Annotated in this window: 21 protein-coding genes and 1 pseudogene; 14 read left to right on the top strand and 8 right to left on the bottom strand. The window is 54.7% G+C overall.

Annotation, left to right across the window (positions count from 1 at the left end; genetic code table 11):
• Positions 1-3: 3 nt before the first annotated feature.
• The 3 genes from Q1A51_RS19390 to Q1A51_RS19380 are packed head-to-tail and all read right to left on the bottom strand — an operon-like array spanning position 4 to position 1,473.
• A complete protein-coding gene (locus tag Q1A51_RS19390) occupies positions 4-606 on the bottom strand; it encodes a hypothetical protein (protein WP_299601380.1) in 603 nt (200 codons plus the stop codon).
• Complete coding sequence (locus Q1A51_RS19385) at positions 603-974, bottom strand: hypothetical protein (protein ID WP_299601377.1); 372 nt, start codon at positions 972-974, stop codon at positions 603-605. Before Q1A51_RS19385 ends, Q1A51_RS19390 begins: the two co-directional genes overlap by 4 nt.
• A gap of 10 nt (positions 975-984) precedes the next feature.
• The gene (locus Q1A51_RS19380) at positions 985-1,473 is read right to left on the bottom strand and encodes a flagellar basal body-associated FliL family protein (RefSeq protein ID WP_299601375.1); all 489 of its coding nucleotides are present in this window, start codon (positions 1,471-1,473) and stop codon (positions 985-987) included.
• Positions 1,474-1,595: 122 nt separating this feature from the next.
• Here Q1A51_RS19380 and fliF point away from each other — a divergent pair, with 122 nt between their 5' ends.
• The 5 genes and pseudogenes from fliF to Q1A51_RS19355 all read left to right on the top strand — a co-directional run bounded on the left by fliF (position 1,596) and on the right by Q1A51_RS19355 (position 5,699).
• The gene (fliF, locus tag Q1A51_RS19375) at positions 1,596-3,212 is read left to right on the top strand and encodes a flagellar basal-body MS-ring/collar protein FliF (protein WP_299601373.1); all 1,617 of its coding nucleotides are present in this window, start codon (positions 1,596-1,598) and stop codon (positions 3,210-3,212) included.
• The gene (locus Q1A51_RS19370; RefSeq protein WP_299601371.1) at positions 3,212-3,811 is read left to right on the top strand and encodes a hypothetical protein; all 600 of its coding nucleotides are present in this window, start codon (positions 3,212-3,214) and stop codon (positions 3,809-3,811) included. The genes fliF and Q1A51_RS19370 overlap by 1 nt, the downstream gene beginning before the upstream one ends.
• Positions 3,804-4,097 (top strand): FliM/FliN family flagellar motor C-terminal domain-containing protein, encoded by a 294-nt coding sequence (locus Q1A51_RS19365; protein ID WP_299601369.1) that lies wholly within the window; start codon positions 3,804-3,806, stop codon positions 4,095-4,097. The genes Q1A51_RS19370 and Q1A51_RS19365 overlap by 8 nt, the downstream gene beginning before the upstream one ends.
• Positions 4,098-4,101: 4 nt before the next feature.
• Positions 4,102-4,827, top strand: a complete 726-nt coding sequence (gene fliP, locus Q1A51_RS19360) for a flagellar type III secretion system pore protein FliP (protein WP_299601367.1) — start codon at positions 4,102-4,104, stop codon at positions 4,825-4,827.
• A gap of 127 nt (positions 4,828-4,954) precedes the next feature.
• Positions 4,955-5,699, top strand: a pseudogene (locus Q1A51_RS19355) (IS5 family transposase).
• 247 nt (positions 5,700-5,946) lie between these two features.
• On the opposite strand, the gene Q1A51_RS19350 reads toward Q1A51_RS19355, so the two are convergent.
• The 4 genes from Q1A51_RS19350 to Q1A51_RS19335 all read right to left on the bottom strand — a co-directional run bounded on the left by Q1A51_RS19350 (position 5,947) and on the right by Q1A51_RS19335 (position 12,482).
• On the bottom strand, positions 5,947-8,880 hold the full coding sequence (locus tag Q1A51_RS19350) for a hypothetical protein (RefSeq protein WP_299601364.1): 2,934 nt from the start codon (positions 8,878-8,880) through the stop codon (positions 5,947-5,949).
• Between the two features lie 313 nt (positions 8,881-9,193).
• Positions 9,194-10,459 (bottom strand): glycosyltransferase family 4 protein, encoded by a 1,266-nt coding sequence (locus tag Q1A51_RS19345; RefSeq protein ID WP_299601362.1) that lies wholly within the window; start codon positions 10,457-10,459, stop codon positions 9,194-9,196.
• 33 nt (positions 10,460-10,492) lie between these two features.
• The gene (locus Q1A51_RS19340) at positions 10,493-11,914 is read right to left on the bottom strand and encodes a hypothetical protein (protein WP_299601360.1); all 1,422 of its coding nucleotides are present in this window, start codon (positions 11,912-11,914) and stop codon (positions 10,493-10,495) included.
• Positions 11,877-12,482, bottom strand: a complete 606-nt coding sequence (locus Q1A51_RS19335) for a polysaccharide biosynthesis/export family protein (RefSeq protein ID WP_299204239.1) — start codon at positions 12,480-12,482, stop codon at positions 11,877-11,879. The genes Q1A51_RS19340 and Q1A51_RS19335 overlap by 38 nt, the downstream gene beginning before the upstream one ends.
• 463 nt (positions 12,483-12,945) lie before the next feature.
• On the opposite strand from Q1A51_RS19335, the gene Q1A51_RS19330 reads away from it, so the two are divergent.
• The 8 genes from Q1A51_RS19330 to Q1A51_RS19295 all read left to right on the top strand — a co-directional run bounded on the left by Q1A51_RS19330 (position 12,946) and on the right by Q1A51_RS19295 (position 21,997).
• On the top strand, positions 12,946-14,037 hold the full coding sequence (locus Q1A51_RS19330) for a Gfo/Idh/MocA family oxidoreductase (protein ID WP_299601358.1): 1,092 nt from the start codon (positions 12,946-12,948) through the stop codon (positions 14,035-14,037).
• Between the two features lie 4 nt (positions 14,038-14,041).
• Positions 14,042-14,911: a hypothetical protein gene (locus Q1A51_RS19325; protein ID WP_299204245.1), complete on the top strand. Its 870-nt coding sequence runs from the start codon at positions 14,042-14,044 to the stop codon at positions 14,909-14,911.
• A 17-nt stretch (positions 14,912-14,928) separates the two neighbouring features.
• Entirely contained in the window at positions 14,929-15,711 is a 783-nt protein-coding gene (locus Q1A51_RS19320) for a WecB/TagA/CpsF family glycosyltransferase (RefSeq protein ID WP_299601355.1), read from the top strand.
• Positions 15,712-15,762: 51 nt separating this feature from the next.
• Positions 15,763-16,635: a hypothetical protein gene (locus Q1A51_RS19315; protein ID WP_299204251.1), complete on the top strand. Its 873-nt coding sequence runs from the start codon at positions 15,763-15,765 to the stop codon at positions 16,633-16,635.
• Between the two features lie 70 nt (positions 16,636-16,705).
• A complete protein-coding gene (locus Q1A51_RS19310) occupies positions 16,706-18,121 on the top strand; it encodes a mannose-1-phosphate guanylyltransferase/mannose-6-phosphate isomerase (protein ID WP_299601353.1) in 1,416 nt (471 codons plus the stop codon).
• Positions 18,122-18,624: 503 nt separating this feature from the next.
• Positions 18,625-19,740 (top strand): DegT/DnrJ/EryC1/StrS family aminotransferase, encoded by a 1,116-nt coding sequence (locus Q1A51_RS19305; protein WP_299601350.1) that lies wholly within the window; start codon positions 18,625-18,627, stop codon positions 19,738-19,740.
• A complete protein-coding gene (locus Q1A51_RS19300) occupies positions 19,731-20,795 on the top strand; it encodes a glycosyltransferase family 61 protein (RefSeq protein WP_299601347.1) in 1,065 nt (354 codons plus the stop codon). Before Q1A51_RS19305 ends, Q1A51_RS19300 begins: the two co-directional genes overlap by 10 nt.
• Positions 20,796-21,118: 323 nt before the next feature.
• On the top strand, positions 21,119-21,997 hold the full coding sequence (locus tag Q1A51_RS19295; RefSeq protein WP_299601345.1) for a glycosyltransferase: 879 nt from the start codon (positions 21,119-21,121) through the stop codon (positions 21,995-21,997).
• Positions 21,998-22,170: 173 nt separating this feature from the next.
• Here Q1A51_RS19295 and Q1A51_RS19290 read toward each other — a convergent pair whose 3' ends face one another.
• Positions 22,171-22,830 carry a VPLPA-CTERM sorting domain-containing protein gene (locus Q1A51_RS19290; protein ID WP_299601343.1) on the bottom strand — a complete coding sequence of 220 codons (660 nt, stop codon included), beginning with the start codon at positions 22,828-22,830 and terminating at the stop codon, positions 22,171-22,173.
• Positions 22,831-23,396: 566 nt separating this feature from the next.
• Here Q1A51_RS19290 and Q1A51_RS19285 point away from each other — a divergent pair.
• Entirely contained in the window at positions 23,397-24,692 is a 1,296-nt protein-coding gene (locus Q1A51_RS19285) for a glycosyltransferase family 4 protein (protein WP_299601341.1), read from the top strand.
• Positions 24,693-24,770: the final 78 nt, after the last annotated feature.

The raw sequence follows: 24,770 nt of genomic DNA, 5'->3' as shown, positions 1-24,770 counted from the left end.
GAGTCAGTTTTTGGGTGCACGCGCATTTCGCCCCGCCAGGATTGCGCTAATCGAATAAGCGGACTCTGGCGTTAGCCCAGCCATTACTTTTGCCGCTATCTCTGGTCGCATGCGTCCAAGAAACCCGGCTGCAAACGCTGGTTCCATTGCTCCAAACAATGCGGCTGCCTCTTTTGGTTTCATATTTTCATAAACTACAGTCAATTTTGACAGATCATCTTCTGCGGCGGTTTGTGCGATAGACAATGTTTGACGCAACCGTTGCTCCGCATTTTCCAATGCAAAAAGGCGCCTTTCGATCTCAACTTGTGCGACATCCAACGCCTTAGAACGCGCCGCAAGTTCACCTTCAAGTTCATTCACTCTGGCCTCGCGCGCGCGCAATGCATCCAGCAGGGATTTGATGTCCGTTTCCCGTCCTTCGAGCGGTTCTGAGGTCATGGGTTGAGCGGCCAATGGAAGAGAGAAACCATCTTCCGGGTCTACCTCGGCAAGCGCTGAATTGGCGCCTATGCCGATGCGTATCACGGCCGATCCTGCAAGCAAGGCAGCCAACAGCGTGATTGAACCACGGTTGGAGAAGTAAGACTTTTTCTTGGTTTTCATTTTCCTCCTCCCACGGTTCGGCGGGTAAAGATTGGCTCACTTGGCTCGACCGGGGCACTGGATACTTTTTCGGGTTCTTGTGTTCCGGGAACGTCGTGCAGAGCAGCCATTTGTAATTCGAGCCGCCGCGCTATTTCTGCAGCGCGCTGCGTTGTATCGCTCAGAGCTTCGGCGGATTCTGCGGCCGTTTTTTGTGCGGCCTCAAGTGTCCTTGTCAGATCGTCGACCTGCGCGGAAAGGACGGCTACAGCGCCGCCCACTCCTTTTTCAAGATCGTTGAACCGCTTAAGTCGGCGGCCCAGAACGAAGCAATAAAACCCGGCACCCAATGCGCCCGCTACTAGCAAGATATCAGCTACGAGATCCATTCATTCACCATTAGCTTAATACGAATTCCATTATGAGCAGGTCGTTGACCCGCCCTGGTCCGGCGACAATCTGCACGCGTCGCAACATTTGAGCACGCAATCTGGTTAGCGCCGCAGGGCTTTCTATGTCCGCGGTTTCAATCGCGCGTAGATAGCCGTTCAAAACGTCAACAACGCGCGGAAGCAGAGATTCGACATCGGACGCATATTGTGATGGTACCTCCAACTGCGCCCTGAAGCGCAGATGACGGCTGTGAGAGTTGGGCGCCAGTGATATTACCATCGGTTCAACCGGGACAAACGCTACGTCAGGCAGATCTGCTGGCGATGACTTGTCCAATTCGGGCTGAACACTTGATTCGGGCGCTAAAATCAGACCCGAGAATGTTGCAAAGAAGCCGCCGCCAGCGCCGAGAAGCAGCGCAACAACACCCATAATCAAAGGCATCTTCGAAGGTTTCTTGACTTCCTCATCAGTATCGACGGCTGCATCTGTCATCTGGATCCTACTCAAAAATGATCGAAAACAGATTTGCCACAGATCAACTAACCGATTGTTAAGGCTGTTCAGCCATTGCTGTCTCAAAGTCGAGCAGAACGCGCGACATGACGGAGACAAACGTGCAGCAGTTACTGAATGTCTGGATGGGCCTGGATATCAAGCGCCAAATCACTGTCGTCGCAGCGACGGTTGCAATGTTCCTTGCAATACTTGCGATGTCACGAATCGTGACGGCGCCTACAATGACTCTGCTGTATGCCGGATTGGAGAATGGGGCAGCTGGTGAAGTGGTGAGATCGCTTGAACAACGCGGTATTCCATTTGAAGTGCGCGGCGGATCCATTTTTGTTGATGCGCAAGATCGGGATCAACTTCGGCTCACTCTGGCAAGTGAAGGATTACCGGCAAACAACAGCCGTGGATATGAATTGCTGGATAATCTGTCCGGCTTTGGCACCACCTCGCAAATGTTTGATGCAGCATATTGGCGCGCGAAAGAAGGCGAGCTGGCGCGCACAATTGTCTCGAGCCCTCACGTGGGAATGGCGCGTGTTCATATCGCCTCAACAGGATCCAACCCGTTTCAACGCAGCGTCACGCCTACAGCTTCCGTCGCAATCACCTCCAACGGTGGGCAGCTCACGACACAGCAAGCCAAAGCAATTCGGTTCCTGGTTGCATCTGCCGTGGCCGGGCTGTCCGCGGAAGATGTCGCCGTGATTGATGCAAACGGTGCTTTGATTGGCGCAAGCGACGATTCCGCACCTGCTGCAGGTTCAGAAGACAAGGAAAAAATGCTTCGCGAGCGTGTGGAGCGGTTGCTAGAGGCGCGCGTTGGCCCGGGAAACGCGGTGGTTGAGGTCAGTGTCGAAACCGTCACAGAAACGGAAGAGATTCGGGAACGCCGGTTTGATCCGCAGGAACGTGTGGTGATCAGCACGGACACTGAAGAACGTTCAAGTACCTCCAGCGAAGCCGCTGGAGGAGATGTGACTGTTGCCTCCAATCTACCGGATGGAGATGGCGCTGGAGGAGACAGCGCGTCATCACAGAACTCAGAAACTCGCGAGCGCATCAACTACGAAGTTTCCGAAACCGAGCGAGCTATTGTTAAAGCTGCCGGTGCAATTCGGCGTGTCACGGTCGCCGTGCTCGTCAACGAGACAGTTGCTGATGCAGAGGGCGGCACTCAAACAACTCAGCGATCGGCAGATGAATTGAATGCGCTGCGCGAACTAGTCGCTTCCGCCGTCGGTTTTAATGAGGACCGCGGCGATGTCATCACAATTAAGGCAATGGAACTACAATCAGTTGTGCCCCAAGGTACTGTCGCGGAAACATCAGTTTTCGACGACTTCCACATTGATGTGATGTCCGGAATTCAGATGACAATCTTGGCCATTGTAGCCCTAATACTTGGGCTTTTTGTCGTCAGACCCGTTCTATCACGTGCGCCATCGTCGCTGCCGGATAGTTTGCCGGCACCTTTGCCGGAAGACACCATGGATACACCGGTGATCGCCAATTCTTTGGATGCCTCTTCTATCGGGGACATCAGCATCGACCGCGCTTCGGACAAGTTGCCAGATCTGTCTTCACTTGATCATGCACCGGCCGCTACAACAGTGGAGCATGTACAGGCAGATCCGGTTGATCGCCTTCGATCGATGATTGGTGAACGCCAAGAAGAAACAGTCGAAATACTGAGAAGCTGGCTCGAAGAGGAGCGCGCATAATGACCGCGTCGCACCTGTTCCAAGACTTTGGGGACATCCAGTCCTCGCAGCATTCTCGGCAAGACATCCCGATTGAAGACATCGAGGACCAAAAGCTTGAAGCCTTTGAAAAAGGTTACCAAGCGGGTTGGGAGGACGCAGTAGCAGCCCAGACTGAAACACGCTCATTCGTTTCGAGCGGTTTGGCTAACAGCCTGCAGAACGCTTCGTTTGAATATCACGAGTTGCGCGCGACGTTTAACGCGTCAGTTGAGGCAATTATGGGTAGCGTTGTTGGCATTGTGCTGCCTCAAATCGCACATGCAAGCCTCGGCGCGCATGTGCGCGAAGAAGTGTCGGCATTGGCACGAAAAAGCTTGGATCGAAATATCGAGATTGCGGTCGCGCCAGAAACTGAGCCTGCTGTCCGTGCTGCACTCCAGGAAGATCTTCCCACGCCGTTTGTCCTGACAACGGACAAGTTGCTGGCACCGACCCAAGTGATCTTGAGGCTGGACCGTAGCGAGGCAGAGCTGCACTTGGACCGTGCCATCGCGGATATTTCTGCAGCAGTTGCATCGTTTTTTGAAAACAATCCGAACGAGGTGAAAGATGGCTGAAACTCCTTCAAAGAAAGCTCTTGCATCCGATACGCACAATCCCTTCACAGCGGTCCCGATTGAAATAACAGTATCTGTCGGGCAGGCTCGCCCATTGGTTCGCGACTTGGTGATGCTTGGCTCCAACGCTGTTCTCACACTTGACAAGCGCGTTGATGACCCCGTCGATTTATTTGTCGGGAGCAAGTTAATCGCGAGAGGCACGCTGGAGGAAGCAGACGGCGACGACGAAGGCCAGTTGGTTGTACGGCTGACGGAAATACTTGATCTTGGTGCGGGCCTGTAGACGAATGGTTGGGCGCGCCCTCCTCATCCTACTTTTGCTTTTTTTTCCAGTCGCTGCAGGTGCGCAGGATGTTTCCATCTCGCTTGGAGACGATACATCTCTGAGTGCAAGGACACTGCAGCTGATTGCCTTGATCACAGTCTTGAGCCTTGCTCCGGGCCTCGCAATCATGGTTACCTGCTTTCCATTTCTGGTGACAGTTTTATCCATCCTTCGCCAAGCGATTGGACTGCAACAATCCCCTCCAAATATGCTGATTGTCAGTCTGGCCCTCTTCCTGACGTATTTCATTATGGAGCCAGTCTTTTCCGAAGCGTGGGCAAATGGTTTGGGACCGCTGGTGAACGAACAAATTGATCCTGGCGTCGCATTTGTGCGCACGCTTGAACCATTTCGTGCATTTATGGCAGCTCGACTTGATGCCGATACGTTTGCTGCAATGTCCGATCTGCGACCTGATACGCAAGGTGTCGCCCTCGAACCGGACGCGCCTTTATCAGTATTGATCCCGAGCTTTTTGCTGTCGGAGATATCCCGTGCATTTCAGATTGGTTTTTTGATCTTCCTGCCATTTTTGATTATTGATCTCGTTGCTGCAGCTGTCCTGATGAGTATGGGGATGATGATGGTTCCTCCTGCGATTGTCTCTTTGCCCTTCAAGTTAGCGTTTTTTGTCATTGCAGATGGTTGGGAGCTCATCGCTGGCAGTCTAGTCCGGAGCTACTTCTAGTTTCCAACCCCATTGCTGCTTCAAAACATTTACGTGAAATAGGCATTCAGCCTGACTGAATAATATGATCAGACTTCATTGATTTTGGCATTACGGCATGATCCACCGGCCAAAAGCGGGCGGTGATATGGGCAACCTTTTCTGGCTGATCGATAAGCAGATGGCGCGTTTGGAACTCTATTTCCCGAAGCCCATGGCAGACCACGTGTAGATGGCAAGCCTGTCTTGAACGGCATTATCCTTTACGATCGCAATGGCTTACGTTTGCGCTATGCACCTAAAGACTGTGGGGCCACAAGACCCTATACAAGCGCTGGAGCGAGAAAGGTGTCTTTGCCCAGATCGTGATAGGCTTGGCCGCCAAGCACGGCGAGGAAAAAACGATCATGATTGATGCACCCTATCTTGCGACACACCGCACCGCGACCAGTATGGGCGTCAAAAGGGGCGCGTGGGCACCTGATTGGGCGCACCAAGGGCTGCAAGAACACGAAGCTCCATGCCGTCTGTGACAGTCATGGCCACCGGATCAGCGTCTTCGTCACGGCGTGACAGGTCAGCGACTACACCAGTGCGTGAGCATTGCTGAGCAGCTTACCGAGCGAGACTGGCTACTTGGGGATCGTGGCCGCGACACCGACTGGTTCCGTGAGGCCCTGCACGACAAAGGCATACGTCCCTGCATCCCCGGTCGACACTCTCGGGCCAAAACTGCGCGATATGACAAGCGAAGGTATAAGCGACGCAATCGTATCGAGATCATGTTTGGCCGATTGAAAGACTGGCGGCGGGTTTCAACTCGATACAACCACTGTCCCAAGGCCTTCCTCTCCAAAATCACCCTCGCGGCTACCATCATCCGTTGGGTGTGAGGCCCGAATTTAAGGGGTTTTTTGCAAGCCTGATGCGTTTTGGAAGAGTTAGCTCGTTGGACTCTTGACGTCATATTCTTCTAGCAAACCGGCGCACCAAATACTGCAAGGGGCCGTGGGGGTGTGTTGGACTTCAAAGAAAGGCGGCCTGCCTCCAAGTAGCCTGTATCAAGTGCAAGGGGCGGGCCGCACACTCTCGTGTCGCGGCCCCATGGCTTTTATCAAGACGCTTGGAGCGTCTTTGGGTTCAATGCCAATCGTCGTGACACTCCCAAGTCGCACCCGCTTGTTTCTGCATCTCGATCATAGACATGTCGGAAAAAACAGCCTGCTTGTAGGAGCCTGAAATCGCGTCAGGCGCATTGTCGCTTGAGAAAATCATTTCCCCGGCGGGCGCAAGGCCAGTCTCTGTGGCATCCATAACGGATCTTTCGTCGCTGATCTCGACGTCAGAGACCTTTTCACCTGCTTCTTGCAAGAAGACAAACCTGTCTGCTCCACCATCCTCGCCTCGTGTGTCGAGGCCTCGACCACCATTGCTCTCATCAGCTCCGTCGCTGTCCAGACCAATCACAATGTTGGGGGCATCGTCTTGCCCGATTGTTCTAATTGACGTGCCAGACCCGGCACCAAGCTCAAGCCAAACTTCATCTGTGTTGTAGTCCACCGTGATAGTGGCGCTGCGTCCGCCCAGACCTGTCACATCGAAGCTGCCCAAGCTGCCTACAATCTCATCCGCGCTCATCAGCATGTACGTGCCATTGTCAATATAAGCTTGAGTCAGATCCACGGTCAGGTCCAGGTCGCCCAATTCGATGCGGGAAGTCACATTTGGGTTGTCTCCAAACGCGCCAGATCGGAATTCAGCGATACGGCCCAGACCCGATGCGTCACTGGCAATCGTCAAATCAGCCCCCGCATCAAAGCGGATCACACCCAGATCGCCATCGTCGTCGTCAAAGCCGACCAACGCGTCCGCACCATCGATCACAAGTTCACCGCTCCCGCCAACCGTGTAAATTCCGCCGTCAGCACTCAGGATTGCCTGGCCACTTTCGATAACAAGGTCGACATTGCCGCTAACCAAACCCGTATTGGCAAATCGCCCGCCATCTTGTGTGACGCTCAGGACGCCTTGGCTTGAATAACCTCCCAGCCAGACTTGACCGGCGGCGGTAATGTCAATCTCGGCACCCGATGCACCGGATGTGGCCTGCCCGGTGACCGTCAGCCGACCGCTTGAAACCTCAAGACGACCATTGTCACCCATGTCGAGCGCAGAAACGGTTTGAGTGCCGCCATAGATCACGAGATTACCGCCAAGATCTACACTGTCGCCCGCAACGCTTCCCGCGATGTCGCCGCTGTCCCAATTAAGGCGGTTGTCCCAACGCACACCATCGCCTCGTTCATCAGGGATAAAACGCACCTCGCGGGCGTCGGCGCGGTTGTCCGGAAGAATACCAAAGGCCGCCTGGAAAAAGGCATTGAGTTCGTCTGCGGTGACTTCGTTGACCTGGATCCATTGTACTAGGTCATCGGTGGTCGCATTGGGGTCGTTGAGGAGCATGCGAGCCAAGTTATTCATGGTAGTCTGATCCAGAACATCTCGATCAAGGCCATCCACGTTTCGCTCATGAGACTCTTCGCGGTCATACAGGACGTCTTCGCCACTGAACCAATTGTAGACGACGGTGTCGTCAAAGAACGCAGCCCGCTGATTGTTCAGCCCACCGTTGTTGTAGAAGTGACTGTCGAGTTCCCAAGGGGCTTCAGGATCGGTCAAATGGGCCACGATGTTTCCGATCAGGGCCGTTTGATATCCTTGATTGTCGATCCCCAATGACAAGGCACCCGCCGTTACCGCGTCGCGATACCCTGCATCCGTCACCACGTTGCCTTGGACGAGCGAGTAGTGCCCGATTGGTCCACCGTCGCCCCCACCGAGCACATTGAGCATAGCATTGTTGTCAAAGAACAGGTTGTCTTCGACGAAGCCACCGGTTCGAATTTGAGCGCCAAAGGATGCGGCCTGACCCATGATGTTGTCACGGAACGTCACATCAAGGTTGTCATTCTGAACGTACACGGCGTGGCTGAACATGCCGGGCGCTTGCGGAGAGTCCGCACTGCGGTCGTATGCGTAGCCGTCTTCCCAGCCAATCTCGGTAAAGCGCGTGCCTTCGATCAAAAGGCCGACGCCACCTTGGGCATAGATGCCTTGAACCCGGTCATCGAATGCGTGCCAGGTACCACCGTGCACCGGTTCGTCAGGGTTCAGGTTATAGAAGTTGGAGTCGCGCAGAGTAAAGCTGTCAACATTCTGCACAACAAGCGCGCCTTCCTCGGTGCCGGTGACGGAATCGAAGATCACGTTGTTGCTTTGATCGCCAGGACCAGCCACCAGAACAGTATCCACGAAGTGCAGATCGTGGACGACTATGTTGCTGAAATCATTGGCGATAAAGTAAATGTCGCCCTCTATGACCGGCTGCGCGCCTTCGCCATAGGAAGTGATAACGATAGGGTGCAGCGGGCTTTCGCCCTGCATGCCGCGGGTAGAGATGTCTTCACCGCGCGATTGATAGGTATACCCGGCCTCGAAACGCAGCCAGTTGGACGATGGCTCGGACCCTGTGCCGACCAGTTCCCCCCAAAGCATCATGGCGGCATCCATGTCCAACGCCGTATCCGCGCTCGACCCGTATTGAGGGTTGTCTGCCAGCCATTGTGCGTTGATCTGCCATGTCTGCAGCCCTTCTGCAGAAGCAATGTCGGCAATACTCAGAGCGTCGGATGACCCGGTGACATAAACTTCGCGGTGGTTGTCGCCTGTTTCGATGACCAATTCACTGTCATCATCGGTTTCCAGCATGTAGTGGTTGGCGCCGGTTGCCCAACCGGCGGCTTGACTGCCCTGCACAACATTCATCGAAATCGTCTGCTGCGAGGTTGCACCACTTGCATCGGTCACCTCGATAGTAAAGTCGAGGGAACCGGTGTAATCCGTTTCGGTCATCACCAGCGCCAGAGAATTGTCTGGATTGACCGTCAGCCGACCGTGGTCGGGACTATCAATGATTGAAATCGACTGTGCTGTGTCGAAGTTCTCTGGTTGCAATGTTGTAGTGCGGCCGCCAGAGATTTCAGCGGTCGTTTGCGTTGTAACTGTCAGCGGCATCGGTGCCTCTTTTCGTATCCAAGCCAGTGCCTTAGCGACCGGCAAAAGTGTCCCGGGGGCTTGCAAAGGCAAACCCCGATTTCCTGCACACCGCGTCGGCATCAGCCGGCGATGCGCTGTTTTCTGTCAGATACTGCTCTGACCCTACGTTAACCGTTACTACTCAAACGTGCTTTTTTTAGTTCGAGATTGTGGCTGTAATACGGCACTGAATGGTCCGGGCAAGTCGACGTTGCCTCACGACGGATGAAGTCGCACAGTTTCGGCGAGGTTTTGCTAGTTAGTGGGCCTCAAGGCCGAATTCTGCCGCAATTCAGGTCGAATCCGTATCCGTATGGCGCGGATTTTCGCCCAACTTTCCTGCGATCAGGTTGGCGAGCTGCGCTGCTTCTTGTGCTACGTCGAAGTCGGCAGCGATCACGGAAGGGCCAGCTGCACCCATACGCGCGCGCAGAGCGCTGTCGACAATGATGGTTTCTAAATGGCGGCGAAGGGTCTGGACGTCTCCCGGAGGGGCGATAAGTCCAGTTTCCCCGTGCCGGACCAGCTCGCCAACTCCGGCCACTTGAGTGGTCACCACCGGGCGTGCGCTTGCAAGGGCCTCCATCAGGATCACGGGCAGACCTTCGGAGAAACTGGGCAAGACCAGTACATCATGATCTGCAAGCGCCTGTGCGACGCCAGCCTGATCCAGATAACCGGTAAAGCGAACACGATCACCGAACCGTGCTGCGGCGACTTCCAGTTTGGCCCGATCCTGACCGTCACCCACCATTGTCAGTGTTACACCCGTATGGGTAGGCATCAGATCGTCCAACGCCTCGAACAGCACGTGGACCCCTTTTTCGGGATCAAGGCGTCCAACAAAAAGCAGACGACACCCATCTGCGTTCTGTGGCAAGGCAGGAGCATCGGCATAGAGGGTGGGATCCACACCGCAATGGATGATGCGGAACCGGTCCCAGTGGGTCTGATCAACAAACAGCATCAGTTGCGAACGTGCAAAGTGACTGATCACGGCGACAAACGCAGCATTCTCGGCCTTTGCACCCAACTTAAGTCCTTCGGGTTCAAAGAGGTCAACAGGACCATGCAGGGTGAACGAGTAGGGCACGCCGGTCAGCTCTTTGGTCAGCAGGGCGACCATGGTGCCGTTGGTGGCAAAGTGGCTGTGGATATGGCCGATGCCCTTCCGGTCAACGAAATCAGCCATAAGCGTTGCTTCCAGAAAATAGATCACCTGGTAGAGCATCGACTTCAGGCCAGGATTGCGCAGGCGCCACGCGGTGCGCAAAGCAGTAAAGTAACGCGCCGGTTCTTTAAAGAGCCGCAGTTGCGCTTGGAAAAGCTTCAACGGGTTCTTGGCCTCGCGCAGCAGGTAGTGAGTCGAGGCTGCTGCTGCGCGCCCCTCTGCGCCGCTATGCTGGCTTTCCGCGGTTTCGCGCACGGACACCGTATGAATTTCAGCGCCCAAGTCCCGCAAGGCTGCGATTTCCCGCTCGATGAAAGTTAGTGAAACGAGCGGATAAAGCCCGGTCAGATATGCAATACGGGGCAGGACAAGGGCCTTCGATGCCATGGCGTGATCCTTCAATGGCACGATGCGCTCTGCCTAGTTCCAACCAAACCGCTTTTCCAATCCCAGGAAGAGCGTATTGGCGTCGCGATCGGCACTGCCTGTCTCAATGATGCGAACGGTAGAAAACTGCCCCACTAAATCCCAGTCCTGAGCCAAGTCGTGTCGATAAGTCAGATCAAGCCCGACGCGGCGCGTGTCGCTTGCCCCGACACCTTCTTCATCAGCATCGCGGAGGGAAAACAACACATCCAGACTGCTTCGGGATGTGAGCTGCTGGTTCAGGTTGAGACTGAGCACCGAGTTGATCGTTTCCACGTTGTCTCGCGTCGTTGTAGGTGTCTGAGAGAGGTCGGCCGTGAATGTGGCGCGCGGCATCTGGTATTCCCAGTTCAAACCAAAAAGAGGCCGGGTGCCAAGTTCGTCGGCACGAGACAGGCCAATCGAATAGCCGAAGCCGCCGCGCGGCAGCTCGAGCGTACGTTGAAATTGCACAGTCGTGCGTCGACCATTGACGTCAATGGGGCTGTCTAAAACCAATCCGACCGTGCCATTGGGACGGGTCCAGGTGAGTTCCCCTTCGGCGAAGACACCGTCAGTACGGGTTGTCGTGGTGCCGGATTCTTCAGTCTCTTGCCATCCCAGCGCGAAGCGTCCTGCAAGGGTTGATGTGATATCCGAGAGCAGTTCACCGCCCAATCGAACAGACTGTGTGTCAAGGGCCCCTGCCCCTTTCTCATCAAAATCAGAAAAGCTGCCAATGAGACCGACAGTTGTCGTCTGATCCACGGCGGCCGTAACCGAGAAACTAAGGTCGGTCACATCTGCATCCAAAAGAGAGGGGTCGTCGGTATCCTCATAGGTTATGCTGGTCTGCGACAGACGGTAAGATGCGCCCAGCGGGCTCTCAATCCCAAATGCACCTTCCAGGTCGAACCGGGTACTGCGGCGGTTGCCGCCGTCGAAAGTGTCAAAATCCACGCTGTCCGCGCTCTCGCCCGTGGCAAAGCTTGTGCTGTCCAGTTCCGCATTTTCCAAAGTCACGCCAAGCCCGATGCGTGACCGTCCGACATCCCGGTCCCAACGAAGCCGCGCGTCCGAGTTCTCCAACGTTTCGTCCGTGTCGTCGCCAAAAACCAGATCGCCGCCGACTCCCAAGGTCAACGTATCGATTGATGTGCGCCGCTCGAGTGAGAAGTCCAAACGCGTACGGTTGATCAGACGGCTGTCGCCGGTGACACCCAGGTCAGGATTGTCGGACCATTCCAAGCCAGTGCGGAGATCGAGGAAAATACGTTGAGCGCTCTCAGGCAGCTCCTGGGCCTGGCCGGCAAACGCCAGCGCACAAACACCAATGGAACCCGTCCCTACAAGGCGCGCCCAATATCGTGCCTTGCCTCTGTCAGCCTGTTCGCGGGCGTTATTCGAACAAGCGCCTTTCTGGTACAAGAATAACATCCCCGTCCTTCAGCACGATATCGTTGCTCAATGCAGCCCCTTCGGCCAGGGCCTTGTAGTTGATTTTCCGGACCGTTTGGATGCCCGTTTTATGATCTGTGCGGCGCAATTGAAGGCGTTTGACAGCAGCGAACCGTGTCATACCGCCACCCATGGACAGCGCTTGCAAAATGGTGGTTCCGGGAGGCATTTCGGCCAAACCCGGCGTATTGAACTCACCCAGTAGATAGACGTTGATCGTCTGTGGCTCGAGCGGCTCGCGCTCTTCCGGTACCACAAATACGAAAACGTTTGGTTCGGTCGCAAAGTTACTGGAGATAGCGATGCGAATATTGCGCTCAATCTGAGCGATGGTCAGCCCCGCTGCGCGCAGGGTTCCTGCAAAGGGGAATGTGAAGCGGCCATCCGGCAGCACCCGAACTGATCTGTCCAGGCTCGGATCCTCGAGCACCTGAATTTCCAGCGTATCGCCCGTACGCACACGATAGTTGCTTTGCGCGTCGGCCGCGGACAAAGTGCTAAATACGATGGCCAGCGCCAGCGAAATGAATAAAATGATGCGCGTCACAGGTTGGTTCCCGGTTCGGACCATGCTCGTTACCCAATGTCGTAGGGCCAGATTCTCATTCTGAAAAGCATGTTTGCTCTCAATAATGGAGTTTCTTGGATATATGTTCTCTATTTAACACGCTGGATCAGGCCTGAACCGGTGCTTTGTAAAGTGCTGTGGGGTCAGAAACGGGTGTCTTAAGCTGCAACGCGATAGTCGCGCGACACATGCTATATCGCATGTCCGAGGGTTTCTCTTGCTGGATCGTTCTTGTCTGGGGCGCCCTTCTCAGGGAAGAACTTAACGTACAAGGTGACTGGTTTCGCGGCGCGGTGCCCCGCAAAGCTCATGTTGTGGCCATAAAACTGACCAATAACAGTTGCATGGCCGTGCGAATGGCAGATACGTATACTAAGTCAACAGCGCTCCATTTTATGCGTATATTTTATTTGAATTTTGAACAAAGAGATAAGGCAAGGTTTTGAAAAAACTCAAGGTTGCCGTTGTTGGACTGGGTAAGATGGGTCTGAGCCATTTTTCCATGGTCAATGCACACCCGGACGTGGAGTCGGTTGCCTGTGATGGGGCGGGCTTCATGGTTGATGTGCTTGGCAAGAACATCCAAACACCCATCTACAAGGACTTTGACGCCATGCTGGCGCAAGAGCCGCTGGACGCGGTGGTGATTGCTACGCCGTCGCGCCTGCACGCGCCTATGGCCAAGGCAGCATTGGACACGGGTCTGCATGTTTTCTGTGAAAAACCATTTTGTCTGAATTGGGCGGACAGCCAGCGCCTGACAGACTTGGCAAGGGACAAGGGGCGCGTTGCCCAAGTGGGCTATCATTATCGCTACGTCGGTGCCTTTGGCGAGATGAAGCGCTTGATCGAGGCGGGCGCCATCGGTCGCATCACCCACGTGTTGGCAGAGGCCTATGGCCCGGTTGTCCTGCGTTCGAAGAAGGCAACATGGCGGACCGAGAAAGCGGAAGGTGGCGGGTGCCTTTATGATTACGCTGCTCATCCACTGAACCTTTTGAACTGGTTTTTCGGCACACCGGATCAGGTGATCGGATCCCATCTTGGGCAGGTTTTTTCAGAAGGAACGGACGACGAGGTCTTTTCAACTCTGCGCTGGAACGACGGACCGACGGCACAGCTGTCGGTGAATTGGTCCGATGAAAGTCATCGCAAAATGTCCACCAAGATCAGTCTGATCGGCACGAATGGGCGCCTGTATGCGGATCGGCAGGAATGCCAGACCTATCTGCGTAAACCCGTAGATGGGCTGGAAGGCTACGGCGCGGGTTGGACTGTGAAATACACCACCGAGTTGACTGAAGATCGTTGGTTCTATTTGCGCGGAGAAGAATACTCTGCCCAGATTGATGAATTCGTCGGCGCCATACAGGCAGGTGAAACGGTGGCGCGCGAAAATGATTTTGCTTCGGCCACACAAACAGACAAAACCATGGCGATGATCATTGAAAACTCCGAGACCGGCATGCCCGTGGGCGAAGCGCGCGCAGCTGCGCCTCAGGCGGTGAAGAAACGCAGCTGGTTCGGGAGGTAGCGCAATGGATAAGCTTTTGTTTGGCGACAACCAGTTTTTCGGCATCAACCACATGTCCGAAGAAAAGGCCCGTGCCCAGGCCATGCGGTTTCAAAAGACCGACGCGATCATGGAAGTGCTGGACACTGCCTATGAATCCGGCATCCACACGTTCATGTGCACGACCCACGACCGCATTGCAGAAGTTGCAGCACGGGTCAAAGCGGACCCGGTGAAGTACGACAAGTTCCAGTTCTATCCCTGCATGCCTTACGCTCATAAATACGCCAATGCAGTGACCGAGCATGGAATGGTAGGTGCCCTGCGAGAGTTCATGCCCAAGGACGGTCTTCTGTCCACGGCACTGGCAGGTGGCAAGGCGCTCGCCACGAAAGAGGTTGACGGTATCTCGAAGGTGCTGATCGACATGGAAATGAAGATGTTCGAGGGCACGAAAGCTCCTGTGGTCTTTATCCAGAACGTTTTTACCGATCTGCTGCTTGGAATGGGGTTCACCCGGGCCTTCAAGATTTTTGATGATCATGTGCGGGAAAGCTGGGGGGTGGAACCGGCTTACATCACCATGAACATGCCCGCCCTTTTGGATGCGTTGGAAAAGGAAGGGATCGAACAACCGATCATATGTTCCAACATCAACAAGATCGGTTTTCGCATGTCGGGGGGATTTGACGCCTATCTCGACGCTCTGAAATCGGGACGGGTGCGCGCGGTGGCCATGTCTGTCTATGCGTCTGGCGCAATCCCTGCAGATGAAGCGATCCACTGGATTTCCGAACTGCCTGGCGTCGAAAGCATTGTCTTTGGCGCATCTTCCGCTGGTAACATCCGTGGCACGAAAGAATTGGTGGATCGGTACATGGGCGAGGCAGTGTGATGGCGGACGGGCGCAGCATGGATACAAACCAGGGCCTTGGACAGATGAAACGCGTACCGATGCTGAATGCGTGGGTGCATGATGTTTCCATGGACGATCTGGTCAAGCAGTTTCGCGAGGGGGTCATGCTGACCTTGCATGTGGACATGATCATGAAGCTACAGCAAGATCGTGAATTCTATGATCTGCTGGATCAGTTCGACGTGATTACGTGCGACAGTCAGATCATGTATTTTGCAACGAAATGGCTGGGCACACCCGTTGGCGAGCGGGTGTCTGGCTCGGACTATTTTCCGAAATTTTACACGCGCTACGCCGATGACCCGTCGATGACCGTGTTCCTCTGCGGCGGCAAACCGGGCATTGCCGAGCTGGCCGCCAAGAACGTCAATGAAAAGGTGGGACGCGAGATGATCGTGGGCACTGACAGCCCGTCCTTTGCCTTTGACGAGGATCCGGCAGAGATCGACCGCATGATCGCCGCCATCAATGACAGCGGTGCCACGGTGTGCTTGGTGGGTCTGGCTGGGGCGCGGCAGGAGAAATTCATAATGAAGTATCGTGATCGCATGCCCGGCGTGAAACTGTGGCTGCCGCTTGGCGGCACGATCGATTATGAAAGCGGCACATTCGCCCGCCCGCCCGTCTGGATCACGGAATGGGGGTTTGAATGGCTATACCGCTTGTTAAAGGAACCCCGCGCCCGCTTTCACCGCTACGTGGTGCACGAGCCGCCCTTCTTGTGGGCGGTCCTGAAGCAAAAGCTGGGACGCTACCGGGATCCGTTCAAGAATACATAGAAGCGACAGACCCGGTCACATCACATTAAAGAAAAGCATTGGGACAGTGTAATGAAGAAACTTATTGGCAGCTTTTTGGTATCTCCGGAATTCCAGCGTTCCCTGCTGGCGTTACCGGTCCGCGCCATGGTGCGCGCAACAGACGGTTTCATGAAGTATTCGACCGCGTTCAAGATGGATATGCAGATCGTGGAGCGGCCGCACTATTCTTACTGCATGCTCAAGGCGGCGGAGCTGGCCGTGCGACTGGGACACGACCGAATTTCGGCGATCGAATTTGGCGTCGCGGGCGGCAACGGCTTGGTCTACATGTGCGCATTCGCCGAAGAAGTGAAAAAAATGACCGGGGTTACGGTCGACTGCTATGGGTTTGATACTGGCGAAGGCATGCCAGACCCCGAAGGCGAGGCCGACTTGCCCTATTGGTTCGCAGCCGCGCAGTACCGGATGGATGTGCCAGCGCTCAAGGCGCGGGTCCCGCAAGCAAAGCTGGTGTTGGGCAACATCCGAGACAGCATCGACGGGTTCATAGAGGAATATAACCCAGCACCGATCGGTGCGATCTTCAACGATACCGACTACTGGTCGTCGACCCGGGAGAGCTTCCGCCTGTATGACAAGATCAAGTCACATCCTGACGCCTTTTTGCCGCGCCAGTTCATGTATTTTGACGACGTGCTTGGCTCCGAAACCGAGATGTATGGGCCCCACAACGGTCAGATCCTTGCGATCAACGAATTCAACGCGCAACAGGATGCGGTGAAAATTCATCGGAACCAGAACCTGCTGAGCTTTGATCACTTGGCCTATCGGTTCCAGATTTACTACGCACACCTGTTCGAGCATCCCGCTTACAATACTTATGTGGGTGGCGAGCGGCAGGAACACCTGCAGGATCTGCTCAAGTTGAAAGCGGCGGGTTAAGGGAAAGCTGCTTTGGCGAAAGGAATTGCATGATGTCTTTTCCAGTGTACTCAACTCCAGAGGACAGAGCATGATTACCCCTGTATTACTCTGCGGCGGCTCCGGTACGCGCCTTTGGCCGCTGAGCCGCAAGTCTTATCCCAAGCAGTTTGCTGCAATTCTGGGTGAGGAGACCTTGTTTCAGGCCTCTGCTCGGCGTCTTTCTGGCCCGAAATTTGCAGCACCCATCGCGGTCACGGCCTCGGATTTTCGCTTTATCGTGACCGAGCAGTTGCACGAAATCGGTATTGACCCCGGCGCGATCTTAATTGAGCCCGAGGGTCGCAACACCGCGCCCGCCATTCTGGCTGCGGCCTTCCATGTGGCGGCAAACGATCCAGCTGCGTTGATGTTGGTGGCGCCTTCGGACCATGTTGTTCCGGATGCGGATGCATTTCGCAAGGCTGTAGAAATCGGTTCAGGTCCTGCGCAAAATGGGCAACTGGTGACCTTTGGCATTACTCCGACACATCCAGAGACCGGGTACGGGTATCTGGAGTTGGCCTCAATTCCAGAGGGGGACGCGCCGGTGTCGCTCACCCGATTTGTCGAAAAGCCTGACACCGAACGTGCGACTGCAATGGTGGCGGACGGCCGGCACCTTTGGAACAGCGGGATTTTTCTGTTTCGCGCCTCCGATATCATTGCCGCATTCGAAGCGCATGCACCCTCGCTCATTGCGCCTGTGCGCGCAGCCTGTGAAATGGCGCTGCCTGATCTTGGTTTTTTGCGCCTCGCACCCGAGCCTTGGGCGAAGGCCGAGGAGATCTCGATCGACTATGCCGTCATGGAACGCGCTGACAATCTGAGTGTTGTCCCGTTTCAAGCTGGTTGGTCCGACCTGGGTGGTTGGGACGCTGTCTGGCGCGAAACCGGCCCTGATGCGGACGGCGTGGCCGTATCGGCTGGCGCCACCGCCATCGAATGCCGCGACACGCTTTTGCGCTCCGAAGTCGAAACGCTCGAACTTGTGGGCATCGGCCTCGACAACATCGTCGCGGTGGCAATGCCGGATGCGGTACTTGTTGCCGACAAATCCCGGGCCCAAGATGTGAAGGAGGCCGTGGTTGCCTTGAAGGCGAAACAAGCCTTACAGGCGACAACTTTCCCAAAAGACCACCGCCCTTGGGGCTGGTTCGAAAGCCTTGTCATCGGCCAGCGCTTTCAAGTCAAACGCATCCATGTCCATCCCGGCGCCGCCTTGAGCCTGCAAAGCCACCATCACCGGTCCGAACATTGGATTGTCGTCGAAGGAACCGCCAAGGTGACAATCAATGACGACGTCAAGTTGGTGAGCGAGAACCAGTCTGTTTACATTCCCCTTGGCGCCAAGCACCGTATGGAAAACCCAGGCAAAGTACCTATGGTGCTGATTGAGGTGCAAACAGGCAGTTACTTGGGGGAAGACGATATCATCCGTTACGAAGACGTTTATGCGCGTGGGTGAGCCGTCCACGCGCTTGCCGTCTGACGTAAGCCGCATGAATAGCATAATCCAAATCTTACGAGGCTCAGCTAAGCGGACCTTCCCGCGCCAAATCTAATTTGCTATTTGTACAGTACGACATCCAATAAATGGGGCTGTCGTAGGCTACGAACGCGCGTAGATGTGCAATAAATCGCACTACCAAGCACCCAACATATGTTTCAAGGCCTTGGCTTCAGTGTGGGAAACCATCGGGAAGTCCAGTAGAGCTTCGTCGACAATGAAGGCTTCTCAGAATGTGAAGGTTTCAATTGGGCTGCGGCACACCTGAAAACAACAGTCCGCGGCGTCATGCGATCAATTCTCGGCAAGCGTGGCGCCACATCTAGTCAGATAAAATGAGCCACGGAATGACATTTGATGAACTGCACCTCCCAAACCGTCCGGGTACAAAAATTTGTCTCGCCCGCGAATTCGGAAAGTTATACTATTATGAGCATTGATTAAAGTTGTAGTGATTAGGAATGATTGTGCCTCACGACCCGTTGTATGTCACGCGTCCAACCTTACCGCCGCGCGATGATATTGAGGATCTTTTGAAGGAGATTTGGGACAGCCGCTTTTTGACCAATCGCGGCCCCCTACTGCAGCGTTTTGAAACCGAACTCGAACGTTATCTGGATGTGCCGCATGTCTCCATTGTGGCGAATGCCACATTGGGTTGCATGGTTGCGCTGCGTAGCTTGGGCATTGATCAAGGCGAGGTTATTACCCCGGCCTTTTCATTTGTGGCAACGGCACATGCGGCCCGCTGGGTCGGCTTCGACCTGGTCTTTGCCGACATCGATCCTGTAACGCTGAATCTGGATCCCAAAGATGTCGAACGGCGTATCACCCCGCGCACCCGCGCCATTTTCCCGGTGCATTGCTATGCAAACCCTTGTGATGTCGAAGCGTTGGCCGAGATTGGGGCACGCCACAATATCCCCGTGATGTATGACGGGGCGCACTGCTTCGGCGCTGTTGACGAAGGCGGTAGCTTGCTACGTCATGGCGATCTTTCAGTCGTCAGCTTTCATGCCACCAAGGTCTTCAGCACCTTTGAAGGTGGCGCCATCATCTCGCATGATGCCAAAACCAAGCAGTTGATCGACCGACTGTGCAACTATGGCATCGTAGATGAAACGCAAATTGAAGCATTGGGGCTCAATGCCAAAATGAGCGAGCTCCATGCCGCTCTCGGCTTGGCGCAATTGCCCTACGTGGCCAGTGACATTGAGAAAAGAGCAGGAGTTTCGCAGAGGTATTGGGATCAGATGTCAGGGATTCCGGGCGTTACCTGCGTTTGTCCGCCCAATCGCGCCGGCCTAAACTACTACTCCTTTCCCATCCTTGTGGGGCAGCAGTACCCGATGTCGCGGGATATCCTGTATCAGAAACTGCAAGACATCGGCGTCCAAGCACGGCGCTACTTTTATCCCTTACTGGCAGATCTACCGATGTATTCTGACGTGTCGCTCGACGGGTTGGAGAACGCTCGACAGGCTTCAGAACAAGTGCTGTGCCTGCCGCTATACCCTGACTTGGCGCCGACAGATCAGGACAGGATCATTGCCTGCATTTGCAACACATGCGGCTGAATACGCCCTATCTGAAATGGGGCATCAGGCGACTAATGGCGCGCCAAGCGAAAGATTTGCTGTCACAAGCCAGTCGTAGCTGGGAAATCTGCCCGGCAGAAACGGCAGAAGTTCCGCCTGCCATTTACCTTGACGGGTCAATGGACCGGGTCACAGGGATCTCGCCCTGGTGCGATTGGGAAAGACAGTGGTTTCTCGTCAAAGGCGGACAAGCGGAACATGCAGCAACGCGTGCATACATGATCGAGGATGTAGACCTGCGCGGTGCCTTTCTTTATTGCGGAGCAGCCAAGGCTCAACCGGGGTTTGGGGAAGAGCGTCTGTTTGCCAACGAAGCTGGTCACGCCCAAAAACTCAAGTCGGCCCACATGATGTCGCAATGGGCCGGCAGTCACTATTTTGGCAGCTACATACGCGATGAACTGCCCCTGGGCCTTTTGCCACCCGAAGGCGCGTCAGGCATTACAGTTAACACCAACGCGTATGAGCATGAGGCCGGTTACCGCAAGATTTTATCTCTACCCAGACCACCTCTTACAGCTGCAGCTCGGATCAGCGAACTGACAGTATATTCGGACTTTTCCCAGAACAGTTCAAAGGAAGCGCGCTATAGGGAACTGCGCCGAAGGGTGCAGGACTATTTCAAGGGATCAGACCGAAGCACACCCACAGGGGTCTATCTCAAGCGTGGGGCAACTGGAGAGCAGCGCGTGGTGGCGAATGAGGCCGCCTTGGAACAGCTCCTCACTAAGTTGGGCTTTGACATTGTCGAACCAGTAAAACTGACTGCTGAAGAGATTGCGCAGCGTTTGCTTAATGCGCCTGTCATCATCGGCGTTGAAGGAAGTCATCTGGCCCATACCATGTATACGTTGGCAGACAGTGGAACACTTGTGGTTATCCAGCCACCGGATCGATTTGCGCTGCCTTACAAGGAGTTTGCCGACCGGCTGGAACTTGGGTTTGCCTTCGTGGTTGGACATCCGGCAGAAGATGGATTCACCGTCAATCTTGACGAGATGAAACGCATTTTGGACTTGGTGCCATGCGCGTGATCCCGCAACCAGAATTGATCTTACTGCCCAGCCTCGCCGCACATGAGGACGAGAATGGATCGCTCTTCCTCACCCAAAAGTACCTGGACGGTGTTGCAGAGTTTGAAAAACTCTGGCCCGGCAAAGTAACATCGTTGATCACCGTGGACAAAACGCCGAATGCCGAGATGGATTTGGTTGAAGTTGATCTGAATGTCTCGCCCCCAACACTGGAACGACGGCCGACGGCGGCCGGGGATTTGGTCCGCCGACTACAGAACGTAACGGCTGTGTTGGCGCACCTGGCGCCGCAGGAGGCTGAAACCGCCGAACTGTGCCACCAAATGCAGGTGCCGATCGTTTTCACCAGTGAATACACACCCAAAACAGAAGCGCAGATCGTGGATGCAACCACAACCAACCCAGTGTTGCGGGTGCGACGCAAGCTATGGATTCGGCAGGCTGAAAAAACGCGCGTTCACATACTTCGCAACTACGCTGCGGGACTGCAATGCAGTGGAACGCCCACCTATGATCACTACAAAGCATTGGTTCCAGACGCCCATCTTTTCTTTGATAACCGTGTGCGCAATGCCCACGTCATATCAGAGGACGATCTGGCCGCCAAAGCGAAGCGGGTTAAAGAGGGTAATCCCTTGCGCCTGGTGTTCGGCGGACGCCTTGTCGCGATGAAAGGTGTCCAGGACCTTCCCAAGGTGGCCCGTGCGTTACGCGAATTGAACATCCCCTTCACGCTGGACATTGTGGGTAGCGGGCCTTTGCAAGAGTCATTGCAAAACGAAGTCTCCGCCATGGGTGATCCGAGCATACGACTACGGCCCGCCATGGATTTCAGGACGGGTTGGGTTCCATTCCTGCGCGAGGAAGCAGATTTGTTCATTTGCTGCCACCCGCAAGGGGATCCATCCAGCACTTACCCAGAGGTCATGTCCTGCGGCACACCCATCGTCGGCTATGACAATGAAGCCTGGGCAGGTGTTTTGCGCAAGTCAGGTGCAGGTTGGAGCGTTCCTCTGCAAGACAGCGATGCCTTGGCCAAAAAGGTTGCTGAGCTGCACGTAGCGCGGGATGAAGTTGCGCAGATGGCAGTGCTCTCTCGTGATTTTGCTTTGGAACACTGTTTTGAGAGAACGGAAGTTCAACGCGTCAGACACTTGATGCAAATCGCCTTACCTGAGATGCAAACCGTTTCCAAATCCTGACCAACTTCACAGAGGCGTTCATCACTCGAATGCAGAGATTGTGGCAAACCTAGGAAAACACAGTTTGCATTCTCAGAGTCGGCACTGCGCGTCACAGCATCAAAAAAGACTGGCACACAAAAGAAAAGGGCCAGCGTGGAGGCTGGCCCAAAGTCTTTCGAATTTTACCCAGTTCAGGTCGTGGCTATCGCCGTGATGGTGCGCCGCCGACGCATAAGTGCCAAACCACCCAAACCGGTCAGGATCAATAGACCGCCAGCGGGCAACGGCACAGCCGATACCAGATCAAACGTTATGTTCTGCAGGCGGAAGTTATCATTCCAGCTGTCGACGCCAAAGCCGATGATGGATCCTACCAACTCACCTTCGCCGAACGCGAAAGTGTAAGGGTTGTTAGCGCCTCCACCCAGATTGTCTTCGTACACTACAGGTGTCGAAGGGACAGCCGTGTCTTCGTATACGCCGTAAGCGAACGTATCGTCGTTGTCCCAAAACGAGAACGTGATGGACGTGATCTGGACTATCAGGTCACCAAAATCGAGGAGTGCGAATTCGTCGGGGCCCGCGCCATCGATTTGGCTGTTGTCCAGACACGAGTTCGCCCAGCGGCAATCATAAACACCGAGACCGCCATTATCGCCGGGACCATCCCAGCTGGACGTCCAGTAGTTTTCGGTATTCGTGATCGTGCCAAATCGGTTCACGCGAACGCCGTCAACCGCCACGTCGACCGAGCCGTCTGTGCTTGTGTAGGTATTGGTTCCGCTCGTGTAATACTCATTAACGTCGAAATTAATTGTCGTCGCACCGGCGGTGGAACCAACAAATGCCAAAGCGACTGAAAACACACACGCGCTCAATCTGTTACTCAGGTCAAAAATCATAACTTCTGTACCACTTCATAAAAACTGGACGCTTCTAACGTCGTCCAAACCGACTTATTAACCGATGCTTAACATGCTTTGCATCTAATGCGCAATCTTACAAATAGCTGATTAAGCGTGACTTTTCTCTTTTTGGTTGAATCATCGGAGGCGAAAAGTGTGGGAAGCGTCGGCATTTCCTACCTGAGATTGTTAAATGCTACGCGCGGTTGTGAGCGAAGCATTGAGTTTCTGAGAGCTTCTGTGAACGCCCTCGGCCAATCGAATCAGTTTACTCCGTTGGTGATACGAAGCTGAGCAGCCCTGAAAATGCGCTGATTGAGACCGTCTTCCGTTGGAAGGATATGCACGATTGACGAACACATGCCCTGCACCTCCGCCCCCCCGTGCTCGCCTATCTGCGCAGCCCTCTTGTCGTACAATCCGATTTGTGCCACCAAAACCAAGTATTTGGATTGAGTTTTTTGACTTGCACTGCCCGTGCGTTCCCCAAGCATTCAAAAGGTGGGTATGAGATGGAACGCAAACACAGAGTTTTAGTGATTGCCGAAGCGGCCAATCCAGAATGGACGAGTGTGCCTTTGGTTGGCTGGTCGCTTGCATCGGCTTTGCGTGACGCCGTTGATGCTCATCTTGTGACCCAGGTGCGCAACCGGGATGCAATTGTGCGCGCAGGTTGGGAAGAAGGTATCGATTTCACCGCGATTGATACCGAAGCTTTGGCGCGCCCGATGTATGCCTTGTCCGAAAAAATTAAGCTGGGCTGGTCTGGAACGACGGCGATCGCAGCGGTGACATATCCTTACTTTGAGCGTTTGGTTTGGCAGAAGTTTGGGCAAGATATAATGGCGGGCAAGTATGATGTGGTTCACCGTGTCACGCCCTTGTCTCAATCAGCCAACAGTTCGCTGGCACCAAAATGTGCAAAGGCGGGCGTGCCCTTTGTCGTAGGTCCGTTGAATGGTGGCGTCCCTTGGCCAAAGGGATTTCAGCGTGAACGACGGCGCGAACGGGACTGGTTGTCTTATATTCGCTGGACATACCGGCTTGTCCCAGGACGCCGAGCAATGCTGAAGAGTGCCTCGGCGATCATCACCGGCTCTCAATCCACCTTGAGGGAGATCCCGACAACCCATCACCATAAATGTGTGCATCTGCCGGAAAATGCGATTGATCCGGCACGTTTCAACCAGACAGCAGAGCAACCGGGAACACTGCCGTTGCGGGCCTGTTTCATTGCCCGCATGGACCCTTGCAAAGGGACCGACATGCTTGTCGAAGCGGCCGCGCCGCTATTGAAAGATGGGCGCATGACACTCGATATGATTGGCGATGGACCAATGATGCCAGAGGTGCGTGCACTGGTGGATCGATTGGGTGTTGCTGATGCAGTTACCTTTCATGGCTGGATTGACCACAAAACGGTTCAGGATATTGCGGCCAAGGCCCATCTTCTAACCTTCCCAAGTATCCGTGAATTTGGTGGTGGCGTCGTGCTGGAAGCCATGGCACTGGGTGTTGTTCCCGTTGTTATCGACTATGGCGGGCCCGGCGAGTTGGTTATCACGGGGACAGGTTTCAAGGTGGCGATCGATGACCGGCCCGTTGTGATTGCGGCGCTTCAAAATCAACTTGAAGCCATTGCGGCTGACCCGACCGTACTGCCCAAATTGGGGCAAGCCGCGCAAGATCGGGTCCTGACGCACTTTACTTGGCCAGCCAAGGCCAAGCAGATCATCGAAGTTTATGATTGGGTACTGGGCCACCGTAAAAACAAGCCCGATCCACTCGCCGCGCGGGAAAGCGTGTGATGCCTGCATGACAAAGCCCCGGTTTTGCCGTAGTTCTATGCCACACTTGTCGTAAATGTACCGCATGACACTGTAATT

The sequence above is a fragment of the uncultured Tateyamaria sp. genome (genome assembly GCF_947496075.1).
GTDB lineage: Bacteria > Pseudomonadota > Alphaproteobacteria > Rhodobacterales > Rhodobacteraceae > Tateyamaria.
The sequence above is the reverse complement of the archived record's forward strand: the minus strand, read 5'-3'. Positions and strand labels throughout refer to the sequence as shown.